The sequence below is a fragment of the Planococcus chinensis genome, from assembly GCF_020071995.1.
Lineage (GTDB): Bacteria > Bacillota > Bacilli > Bacillales_A > Planococcaceae > Planococcus > Planococcus chinensis_A.
Genome location: NZ_JABWTK010000008.1, coordinates 174,987 through 186,512, shown reverse-complemented (window position 1 = coordinate 186,512; position 11,526 = coordinate 174,987). Strand labels below are relative to the sequence as shown.

The following is an 11,526-nucleotide window of genomic DNA, read 5'->3' as shown; positions in this document are numbered from 1 at the left end:
CATGACGATGGTTTTTGACGGGACCAATCATGAGACCTCGCTCCTTCATTTTCTTTTAGTGTACATCGGAAAAGTAGTAAAATAAACAAAAAAACAGGCTGTCGAGAGAGTTTCTCGACAGCCTGAAAAAAGAGCCGTTGCGACGGCTCTTTTTTGTTTTGCCTAAAAGTCTGAACGGCCGTTTCCGCTTTTCATTAGTGTCCAGTTCCGGTGGCCAGCCCCTAGAGGTCGCTTCGGCCTTTCGGAAAATGGCCAAGAGCGCCATTTCCTCAAGTCCTCCAGCGCTTGTCGGGGCTAAACGGCCCCCTGCGCTTTTCATTATTTGCATTTAGCTGAAAAGGTTCGGTATAGTTAGACTATGAAAGAAGAGAGGGGATTTCCATATGTTTCAAACGATGAATATTGCAAAAGGCGTGAATGTGCATGTCAACGAAACGACGCAATTCAAAACGGTCAATTTTTCGTTGAAGTTTAAAGATAAATTAACAAAAGAAAAAGCGTCTGCACGGTCGATTCTGGCGAACGTCCTGCAGCACAGCAACGAAGTTTACCCTTCTCATACAGCTCTTCGCATGGTGCTTGACGATTTGTACGGCACATCTCTTTACATAGATTCTTCTAAAAGAGGCAACGAACATATTGTGACGCTGAACGTAGAAACGGTGAACGACCAGTACCTGTCTGAGGAAGGGGTGCTCGAAAAGGTTCTGAACCTGATGTATATTGTTTTGTTTAAGCCGAATTTGGAAAATGGCTTGTTCAAAGAAACGATTTTCAATCGCGAGAAAGAAGCGGTGAAACAGCGCATCGAATCGATTTTTGATGAAAAAACGCGTTATGCGCAGCAGCGCATGCTGGAGTTGGCACTGCCTGAACATCCGGCTTCGATTCCGGCAAACGGGACGCTTGAAGAAGTGGAACGCGTAACAAACGAAAAACTGTTTGAAGAATATCAGGCGATGATCCATGACAACGAAATTGAGATTTACGCAGTCGGCGATATCCAGGCCGAAACCATTTCTGCTTATCTTAAAGAATATTTCCAATTCCAGGACCGGGAAACTGCCCTTGATGTTCCCTCGGTTGAATTGGTGCAGCCAGCCCAATCACGCGTAGTTGAATTTGAGGATATGAAACAAGGGAAGCTTCATATGACTTTCTATACACCGATTACTTTCCGCGACGAGAAGTTCCCGGTGATGCAATTGATGAACGGCGTGCTTGGCGGCTATGCGCACTCGAAATTATTCGTCAATATCCGCGAGAAAGAAAGCATGGCTTATTATGTTTCAAGTTCATACGCTTCCCAGTTCGGTTTGATGTTCGTGTTGGCGGGCATTGATTCGAAACTGGAAGAAAAAGCAGTGAAGCTTGTTCTCGAACAATTGGAAGAAGTGAAAAAAGGCAATATTACCGATACGGAACTTGACCAGACGAAAGCACTCCTCGTCAACCAATTGAGAGAAGCGCTTGATTCGGCGCGCGGACAGATCGATATCTATGACCAGTACATGGAGTTGACGGAAGCATTTGAGCCGGATTACTTAATCAGCAAATGGAAGGCCATCACGAAAGAAGACATTGCAGAGGCAGCACAGCAATTGTCCTTGGAAATGACTTACTTCCTATCAGGCAAGGAGGATGATTCAGTTGAATAAAGTACATTTTGATCAATTGGATGAAACACTATATAAAGAACAGTTGCCAAACGGGCTGGAAGTTTACATTCTGCCGAAAAAAGGGTTCTCCAAAACCTTTGCCACGTTTACGACAAAATACGGTTCGATCGACAATCATTTTGTGCCGTTCGGTGGACAGGAACCGATCAAAGTGCCGGATGGCATCGCCCATTTCCTGGAGCATAAAATGTTCGAAAAAGAAGACGGCGACGTGTTCCAGCAATTTAGCAAACAAGGCGCTTCGGCAAATGCCTTTACATCTTTTACACGGACGGCGTACTTGTTCTCAGCTACTGACCAAATTACGGAAAATGTCGGCACTTTATTGGACTTTGTGCAAAGCCCCTATTTCACGGAAAAGACCGTTGAAAAAGAAAAAGGCATCATAGCACAGGAAATTACCATGTACGATGACCAGCCCGACTGGCGCCTATATTTCGGCATCATCGAAAACTTATACAAAAACCATCCCGTAAAAATCGATATTGCCGGTACAGTGGATTCAATCCAGGACATCACAGCCGAGCATTTATACACGTGCTACAACACGTTCTACCATCCATCGAATATGGTGCTATTCATTGTCGGCGCCGTAGAGCCGGAAAGCATGATGGACTTTATCAAAGCAAACCAAAATGAAAAAACTTTTGAAGAACCGAAAGAAATCGTGCGGATTTATCCGGATGAACCGATTGAAGCGGCAATCAAAGAGCGGACCTTGGAAATGAGCGTCCAAAAACCGAAAGTATTTGTCGGCATCAAGCCGGAAGCCTTGAACTTATCAGGAGACGAAATGCTGAAACACGAACTGGCTGCGCAATTGGCATATGAGCTTCTTTTCGGCCGCACTTCCGATTTTTATCACCAGGCATATGAGAGTGGCTGGATCGATGAATCGTATTCGTTCGACTACTCTTTGGAAAATGGATTCGGCTACGCGTTGATCGGTTCCGATACAGCTGAGCCTGAAGTGCTGGCTCGGGAGATTCAGCATACGCTCGATAATGCGATGGAAAAATGGCCTTTTGGCCAAGCAGACCTCGACCGTGTACGCCGCAAAAAAATCGGCTTTTTCCTGAGAGCATTAAACTCACCGGAATACATTGCCAACCAGTTTACCCGCTATGCATTTAACGGCATGAACCTGTTTGATGTAGTGCCTTTCCTGGAAGCACTGGAAGTGCCGGATCTCCAGGCGGCATTTGCGACAGTCAGCGCAGAAAGCCAGCGTTCAGTCTTTACCATCTCGTCTCCTAAGAAGGAAACTGTGTGAAACGATTCGCTGTGATACTGGGGGCCTCCGGAGAAATTGGACAAGCCATTTCTCGTCAGCTAGCGGAATCCGGCTGGTCGCTTTATCTTCACTGGAATTCTGCTCCGGTATCGGCTTTGGTGAAGGAGCTGGCTTTAAAGCATCCTCACCAGGAATTTATCGGGGTGCAGGCGGATTTTGCAAAAGACGACGGGGCCCGGAAATTGGCGGACCAAGTGTTTGACGCGTCGTGCATCATTGTCTCGAGCGGCCATGCTTTAGTGAAAATGCTGATTGATACGACAGAAGACGAAATGGATGACTTGTGGCGGGTTCATGTCCGCAACCCGGTTTCGGCCATACGGCTGATTTCGCCTTTTTTCCATCGCTATCCTAAAACCTATGTTGTGTTTGTTTCATCCATCTGGGGAGAAACAGGGGCGGCGCTTGAAACGGTCTATTCCTCGGTCAAAGGGGCGCAGTCAGCTTTTGTCAAAGCCTATGCGAAAGAAATGGCGCTGTCCGGCACGCGCGTCAACGCCATTGCCCCGGGCTTTATCCAAACCAAAATGAATGCAGCGTTTTCGGAAGAAGAATTGCGTGCCATTTCAGAGGATATCCCTCTTGGGCTCGGATCTCCTCAGGATATAGCCGATGCGGCTGATTTTCTGGTGAGCGGCAAAGCCGATTATATAACCGGACAAACGCTGCACGTCAACGGCGGTTGGCATATGTGATCTTTTGACTAAGGGTCTTTTGTCTATCTTCATCGGTTTTATGCATGAGTAAATAGTTGTAGAGGGGTTGATAGGCCTTGCTTTTAAGGCCTGCCCCTTTTTTTATTGCCCCTTTTCTTGCTGTAGCAAATCAGCTATCATTAGAGATAGGGTTTTAGCACGCCGTATACATAAAGTGAAAGGTCGGATGATGAATGAAAGAATGGTATTTTGAATACGAAATTCAAGTGAATCGTCCGGGTTTATTAGGGGATATAGCCTCACTTCTCGGGATGCTCCGCGTCAATATCGTGACCATCAACGGTGTCGATCAAGGCAGGCGTGGAATGCTTCTTCGGGCGGAACACGATGTTCAGCTTGAACGCTTTGAACAAATCGTTTCAACCATCGAGACGATTGCTGTGAAGAAATTCCGCGAACCTAAACTTCGGGATATTTTAGCCGTCCGCCATGGCCGCTATATTCAGCGCGATGCCGATGACCGGAAAACGTTCCGCTTTGTCCGTGATGAGCTTGGATTATTGGTTGATTTCATGGCTGAAATATTCAAGCAAGAAGGCCATAAACTGGTCGGCATCCGTGGAATGCCGCGTGTCGGAAAAACGGAATCCGTTGTTGCGGCAAGTGTCAGCGCCAATAAGAAATGGATTTTCCTATCATCTACTATGATCAAGCAAACCGTGCGGAACAGCTTGATGGGCGATGAACACAATTCAAACAATATCTTTATTTTGGATGGCATTGTGACGCGACGCTCTGCCGATGAGCGCCATCAGCAGCTGGTGCGCGAAATGATGCGCATGCCGACCATTAAAGTGGTGGAACATCCCGATATGTTTGTCCAGCAATCCGAATACAATATTGAAGACTTCGACTACATTATCGAATTGCGCCATCATCCGGATGAAAAAATCACCTATGAAGTGTTGGAACGGAATAATTTCATGGGGGATCAAAATCAATCGGATATGTTCGGCGGCTTCAACTTCTAAACAGGCAGGTGAAAGCATTGAGTGAATTAGGTACTCGCTTGAAAGAAGCGAGAATCGCAAAGGGATTAAGTTTAGAGGATTTGCAGGAAGCGACAAAAATCCAGAAACGCTATTTGGCAGGAATCGAAGAAGGTGATTTCAGCATGATGCCGGGCCCTTTTTATTCGCGGGCTTTTATCAAGCAATACGCCGAAGCGGTAGGGCTGGATCCGGGTGAACTTCTTGAACAATATAAAGAGGAAATCCCGGCAATCAAAGAAGATCCTTATACTCCTCCTACGCCTTCGCGGCGGCAGACATTTGCCGGTCAATCGTCGAGTCGGACGAATGAAATCATGCCGAAAGTGATTGCGGCATTGTTTATTGTCACAGTATTGGCTATGGTGGTTTTCTTTTATTCGAACCTGGATAAAAATGATCCGATTGAAGAAGGCACGGCAAACGACAGTGGCGTGTCATATGAGGAACCGGCTGAGGAGACTCCTGAAGAACCTGCTGAAAAGCCGGCGGAAGAAAAAGTAGAGAAACCGGCGGAAGCTCCTAAAAAAGAGGAACCTAAAGAACCGGAAGCAAGCATTAAAGCAGGAAAGCCTGTCGGAGAAACGACCACATATGACTTTTCCGGCCCAGCTAAAAGAGAACTGGTCATTAAAGTAGTCGGCGGCCCTTCCTGGGTACAGGCAGCCGATTCAAATCAGAAAGAGTTGTTTAAGCCGGATACTATGGCAGCTGGTGCCACAGAAAAGCTGGATGTAAGCGGACTGAAGCAAGTTCAGCTGCGCCTTGGAAAAGCTGCGAATGTCCAGCTGGCCATCAATGGTGTACCGGTAGAATATAAGCAAGATGCAACGACACAAAACATCGTTATTCGATTTGCAGACGCGGAATAGCCATCTTCTGATGGCTATTTTGCTTGATAGGTTGAAAGGAGAAACAATATGAACATTCCAAACCGCATCACCATTTCCAGAATTTTATTAATTCCTGTTTTCATGATCGTTATGCTCGTCGATTTTAATTGGGGGAACATGACGCTTTTCGGAGCGGACATGCCGGTTTCACATTTTATCGGCGGATTGATTTTTATCTTTGCTTCATTGACTGATTGGGTCGACGGTTATTATGCCCGCAAGTACAACCTGGTGACCACATTCGGGAAGTTTTTGGATCCGCTTGCCGACAAACTGCTCGTATCAGCAGCATTGATTATTCTAGTGGAGCTCGGCTTTGCCGCTTCATGGATTGTCATCCTCATTATCAGCCGTGAATTTGCGGTAACGGGACTGCGCTTAGTGCTTGCCGGTGAAGGGGAAGTTGTAGCAGCGGGAAGTTTGGGCAAAATCAAAACGACGGCTCAGATTTTGGCGATTTCCGCATTATTGCTCCACAATACCATTTTCACTTTAGTGAACATTCCATTCGGAGAAATCATGCTGTACATAGCATTGATCTTTACTGTATGGTCCGGCTGGGATTATTTCTATGCCAACCGCCGGGGATTGCTGGCTTCCAAATAAACAGTTTCAAAAAAGGGGTGGAGTAACCATGAACGCAGAAATTATTGCAGTAGGCTCTGAATTGCTGCTTGGGCAAATCACCAACTCGAATGCCCGTTTTTTATCGAACCATCTGGCCGAGCTTGGCATTAATGTGTACTACCATACAGTGGTCGGGGACAACGCCGGGCGTTTGGAAGAAGTGATTCAGATCGCGGAAGAACGCGCCGATTTGATTATTTTTACAGGCGGGCTTGGACCGACAAAAGACGATTTAACAAAAGAGACGATTGCCCGCCATTTAGGGACAACGCTCGAAATGGACGAAGAAGCGCTCGAGTCGATCGTCGCGTTTTTTGAACGCGCCGGACGCGTCATGACCGAGAACAACAAAAAACAGGCACTTGTTTTAAAGGGCAGCGAAGTATTGGCCAACCACCACGGAATGGCTCCCGGAATGCTTTACAAGTCGGAGGACCGGGTTTATATCCTCTTGCCGGGGCCGCCAAAAGAAATGGAGCCGATGTTCCAGTTTGAAGGGAAACCGAAGCTGGCGCGCCTTCTAAACCAGGCCGATGTTATTTTGTCCCATGTGCTGCGTTTTTACGGCATCGGAGAAGCAGAGCTCGAAGACCGCCTGCAGGATCTTTTGGACCGGCAAACCAATCCGACCATCGCGCCGCTTGCTTCTGACGGTGAAGTGACACTCCGCCTTACGGCAAAAACAAATTCGGAAGAACAGGCGTGGGAATTGATCAACGAAGCGAAAACGGAGATTCTGGAACGGGTCGGGCAGTACTTGTACGGCTATGACAATGATTCTCTGGCTTCAAAGACGATTGAACTCCTGAAAGAACAATCCAAGACCATTTCCGCTGCTGAAAGCCTGACAGCCGGCCTTTTCCAATCGGAATTGGCCGCAGTAGCGGGAGCGAGTGCAGTGCTTACGGGCGGCGTGATTGCTTACAATGAAGAAATGAAAATCAAGCAGTTGGGAATAGCTCCGGATTTGCTGAGCAAACACGGAGTGGTCAGCGAAGAAACGGCTGTTGCGATGGCTATAGCTGTGCGGCAGAAGTTTGGTACGGATATTGCAGTCGGCTTGACGGGAGCGGCAGGACCGGATGCGCACGGAGACCAGCCGGCAGGAACAGTATGGATCGGCATTGCTACCGAAGAGGGAGCGGAAGCTTATCGCCTTCAGTTATCAGGAATGCGCAACACCAACCGCTTAAGAGCGGTAAAATTAGCTTTATCCTATATCATACGAACACTAACAGAAGGAAATGCACGCAAAATTTAATTTTGCGTGTTTTTTTATGCTCAAAACGGGAATTTGCTCTTTATAGGGCCGGCAAAAATGACATTTGAAAACACGAACACGAATAAACGTTCGCTTTTTTCTTGTGTATTTCTCATTAACCTAGTATACTAGAGACAGGTAGAAAAATTGGTTTTAATTAGAGGAGGATTTCTTTTGAGCGACCGTAAAGCAGCGTTGGACATGGCGTTAAAGAGTATAGAAAAGCAATTTGGTAAAGGTTCGGTCATGAAATTAGGCGAGAAAAGCGACCGCAACGTATCATCGGTTTCAAGTGGTTCATTGGCACTTGATACAGCACTGGGAATAGGCGGATATCCGCGTGGACGGGTTATCGAAATCTACGGCCCTGAGAGTTCAGGTAAAACGACTGTATCCCTTCACGCAATTGCAGAAGTGCAAGCAATTGGCGGTACAGCAGCATTCATCGATGCAGAGCACGCACTCGATCCGATGTATGCTAAAGCATTAGGCGTTAATATTGATGAGTTGCTCTTGTCCCAGCCGGACACAGGCGAACAGGCACTTGAAATCGCGGAAGCTTTGGTGCGAAGCGGTGCCATTGATATCGTGGTTGTCGATTCTGTAGCGGCACTTGTGCCAAAAGCGGAAATTGAAGGCGAAATGGGTGACTCCCATATGGGTCTGCAAGCCCGTTTGATGTCACAGGCGCTTCGCAAACTTTCAGGCGTCATCAACAAATCGAATACCATTGTCATTTTCATCAACCAAATCCGTGAAAAAATCGGTGTTATGTTCGGGAACCCGGAAACAACTCCTGGCGGCCGCGCATTGAAGTTCTATTCATCTGTCCGTCTTGAAGTAAGACGTGCGGAAGCATTGAAATCAGGTACGGATATCATCGGTAACAGAACCAAGATCAAGATTGTGAAAAACAAGGTAGCTCCACCGTTCCGTACAGCTGAAGTTGATATTATGTACGGAAAAGGGATTTCCCGTGAAGGTGAAATCGTGGATATCGGTTCTGAATTGGATATCATCCAAAAGAGCGGTTCTTGGTATTCTTACAACGAAGAACGCATTGGACAAGGACGCGAAAACGCGAAGCAGTTCCTTCTTAACAATCCGGAAATGCGCAATGAAATTTCCAACAAAATCCGCGAATCTTTTGGTATGGCAGCAGCGAACTATACGATTGCAGCCCACGATGAAGATCCGGAAGAGTTCAACTTGCTTATTGACGACGAAGAATAAGAAAAAACGCAGCCAGCTGTGTTTAGGATCTGAGAGCTGCCCAGCTTTTGCTGGGCGGCTTTTTCTGTATCTTCCTTTTTTAAGGGCAGGAATTAGGACAAGACGGGAATTCAGCAAGGTTGTAAAAGCGGAAAGGGCCGCAAATGCCGCATCAAACTGATGCAATGTGCATGACCGTGCGCTTTTCACGCTTGTCAATGGGTTGACACGACTTAAGACCAACTATACAATTAAAATTGTATAATTTACTATTTTTACAACGATTGATGTAGAACAATGGTTTTATTATTTCGATTTTTTGAACATGTTAAAAGAATAGCAAGAGGAGGTGTCCGAATGGGTATTAACGAGATCATCTTCGCTTTGCTTGGTATCATCGTCGGTGTAGTTGTTGGATATTATGCATTGAAAAAAGCAAACGATTCCAATATTGCAGGCGCAAAAAATTCTGCGGAGCAAATAGTTGAAGATGCGAAAAAAGAAGCAGAAGCCCTGAAAAAAGAAGCGCTATTGGAAGCGAAAGACGAAAATCATAAATTGCGTACTGAAACAGAATCTGAAATTCGGGAACGCCGATTAGAACTTCAAAGACAAGAAAATCGGTTGTTGCAGAGAGAAGAAAATTTGGATCGCAAGGATGATGCTTTAAACAAAAGAGAAGCAAGTCTGGAACGCAAAGACGAAGCACTCGCAGAAAAACAACAGCATATTGTACAGATGGAGAGCAAAGCTGAGGAATTAGTCCGGCAGCAGCAGTCCGAAATGGAACGCATTTCGTCTCTGACACGTGAAGAAGCGAGATCGATCATCTTGCAGCAAGTTGAAAACGAACTTTCAACCGATATTGCAGCAATGATCAAAGAAACGGAAGCGCGTGCAAAAGAAGAGTCGGACAAAAAAGCGAAAAACATCCTGTCATTGGCCATGCAGCGTTTTGCAGCTGACCACGTAGCGGAAACCACTGTTTCCGTTGTCAACTTGCCAAACGATGAGATGAAAGGCCGTATTATCGGACGCGAAGGGCGCAACATCCGAACGCTTGAAACCTTGACTGGCATCGATTTGATTATCGATGATACGCCAGAAGCGGTCATTCTTTCTGGATTTGACCCGATCCGCCGCGAAACAGCCCGCTTGGCACTTGAAAAACTGGTGTCTGACGGCCGCATCCACCCGGCACGCATTGAAGAAATGGTTGAGAAGTCAAGACGTGAAGTGGATGAGCAAATCCGTGAAATCGGTGAACAAACAACGTTTGACGTAGGCGTCCACAATTTGCATCCGGATTTGATCAAGATCTTAGGCCGCCTTCGCTACCGTACGAGCTATGGACAAAACGTCCTGAAGCACTCTGTGGAAGTTGCCTTCCTGTCAGGATTGATGGCAGCGGAGCTTGGCGAAGACGTAACCTTGGCAAGACGTGCAGGATTGCTTCATGACATCGGTAAAGCCATCGACCACGAAGTTGAAGGCAGCCATGTTGAAATCGGCGTAGAGCTTGGCACGAAATACAAAGAACATCCTGTTGTCATCAACAGTATTGCTTCTCACCACGGCGACACAGAAGCGACATCCATTATCTCGGTAATCGTCGCAGCCGCAGATGCTTTGTCTGCAGCACGCCCAGGGGCAAGAAGCGAAACTCTCGAAAACTATATTCGCAGACTCGAAAAACTCGAAGAAATTTCCGAATCGTATGAAGGCGTTGAGAAATCATTTGCTATTCAAGCGGGGCGCGAAATCCGGATCATGGTCCGGCCGGAACAAATTGATGATATGACAGCGCATCGTCTGGCACGCGATATCCGGAAACGGATTGAAGAAGAGCTTGACTATCCTGGACACATCAAAGTGACGGTCATTAGAGAAACACGAGCAGTTGAATATGCAAAATAATAAGAGTAAGGCTTCGATGAATGTCTATTCAAAGAAGCCTTTTTCTTATGGAAAAAGGTGAGCAAACATGAAAATTTTATTTATTGGAGATATTGTCGGATCAATCGGCAGAGAAGCACTGGAGTCGTATTTGCCAAGATTAAAGCGGAAGTATTCGCCGGATGTGGTCATTGCGAACGGAGAAAACGCTGCGGCTGGCCGCGGCATCACGAAAGCGATTTATCAGGATTTGCTCTTCATGGGCGTTGACGTCATTACGATGGGCAACCATACATGGGACCAGAAAGAAATTTTTGATTTTATCGACGACGTCGATTACTTGATCCGTCCGGCCAACTTCTCGCCGGAAGCGCCGGGGCGCGGCATGGCTACGGTTACGAAAAATGGCCAAACTTTATCGGTGATCAACTTGCACGGGCGGGTCTTTTTGCCGCCGCATGACGATCCGTTCCAAAAAGCGGATGAATTGATCGCAGAAGCCAAGGCCATTTCGCCTTTGGTATTTGTGGATTTCCACGCTGAAGCAACCAGCGAAAAAATTGCGATGGGCTGGCATTTGGACGGCCGTGCTTCTGTCGTCGTCGGCACACATACCCATGTCCAGACAGCAGATGCCCGCATTCTGCCAAACGGCACCGCCTATATTTCCGATGTCGGCATGACAGGACCGTACGATGAAATTCTCGGGATGACGAAAGAATCGGTGCTTTACCGCTTTAAAACGAATATGCCGACCCGTTTTGAAGTACCGAAGCGCGGACGCTCCGTTGTCAGCGGCTTTTTTACGGAAGTCGACGACCAAACCGGAAAAGCGCTGTCTTATGAGCGGGTTTACATCAACGACGACTACCCGTTCCAGAACTAACAGCCGGTCTATGTCGATTCTCCGACAATTGGACCGCCTGCCTTGTAGAGTGGCTGGTCCATTCAGTATAATA

At 46.9% G+C, this 11,526-nt stretch carries 10 protein-coding genes; all 10 read left to right on the top strand.

Annotated features, from left to right (window positions below; genetic code table 11):
• Positions 1-383: 383 nt before the first annotated feature.
• Complete coding sequence (gene yfmF / locus HU147_RS14380) at positions 384-1,658, top strand: EF-P 5-aminopentanol modification-associated protein YfmF (RefSeq protein ID WP_224076891.1); 1,275 nt, start codon at positions 384-386, stop codon at positions 1,656-1,658.
• A complete protein-coding gene (gene yfmH, locus HU147_RS14375; protein WP_224076890.1) occupies positions 1,651-2,952 on the top strand; it encodes an EF-P 5-aminopentanol modification-associated protein YfmH in 1,302 nt (433 codons plus the stop codon). The genes yfmF and yfmH overlap by 8 nt, the downstream gene beginning before the upstream one ends.
• Positions 2,949-3,668, top strand: a complete 720-nt coding sequence (gene ymfI / locus HU147_RS14370; RefSeq protein WP_224076889.1) for an elongation factor P 5-aminopentanone reductase — start codon at positions 2,949-2,951, stop codon at positions 3,666-3,668. The genes yfmH and ymfI overlap by 4 nt, the downstream gene beginning before the upstream one ends.
• 194 nt (positions 3,669-3,862) lie before the next feature.
• Positions 3,863-4,660, top strand: a complete 798-nt coding sequence (locus HU147_RS14365) for a YmfK family protein (RefSeq protein WP_036806583.1) — start codon at positions 3,863-3,865, stop codon at positions 4,658-4,660.
• 17 nt (positions 4,661-4,677) lie between these two features.
• Positions 4,678-5,550 (top strand): helix-turn-helix domain-containing protein, encoded by an 873-nt coding sequence (locus tag HU147_RS14360; RefSeq protein ID WP_224076888.1) that lies wholly within the window; start codon positions 4,678-4,680, stop codon positions 5,548-5,550.
• A 48-nt stretch (positions 5,551-5,598) separates the two neighbouring features.
• The gene (gene pgsA, locus HU147_RS14355) at positions 5,599-6,177 is read left to right on the top strand and encodes a CDP-diacylglycerol--glycerol-3-phosphate 3-phosphatidyltransferase (protein WP_224076887.1); all 579 of its coding nucleotides are present in this window, start codon (positions 5,599-5,601) and stop codon (positions 6,175-6,177) included.
• A gap of 28 nt (positions 6,178-6,205) precedes the next feature.
• A complete protein-coding gene (locus HU147_RS14350) occupies positions 6,206-7,459 on the top strand; it encodes a competence/damage-inducible protein A (protein ID WP_224076886.1) in 1,254 nt (417 codons plus the stop codon).
• Positions 7,460-7,633: 174 nt separating this feature from the next.
• Positions 7,634-8,692: a recombinase RecA gene (recA, locus tag HU147_RS14345; protein ID WP_224076885.1), complete on the top strand. Its 1,059-nt coding sequence runs from the start codon at positions 7,634-7,636 to the stop codon at positions 8,690-8,692.
• Positions 8,693-9,028: 336 nt separating this feature from the next.
• Entirely contained in the window at positions 9,029-10,588 is a 1,560-nt protein-coding gene (rny, locus tag HU147_RS14340; protein ID WP_224076884.1) for a ribonuclease Y, read from the top strand.
• 67 nt (positions 10,589-10,655) lie between these two features.
• Positions 10,656-11,453, top strand: coding sequence for a TIGR00282 family metallophosphoesterase (locus HU147_RS14335; RefSeq protein WP_224076883.1), 798 nt, complete (start codon positions 10,656-10,658; stop codon positions 11,451-11,453).
• The last annotated feature ends 73 nt before the right edge of the window (positions 11,454-11,526 follow it).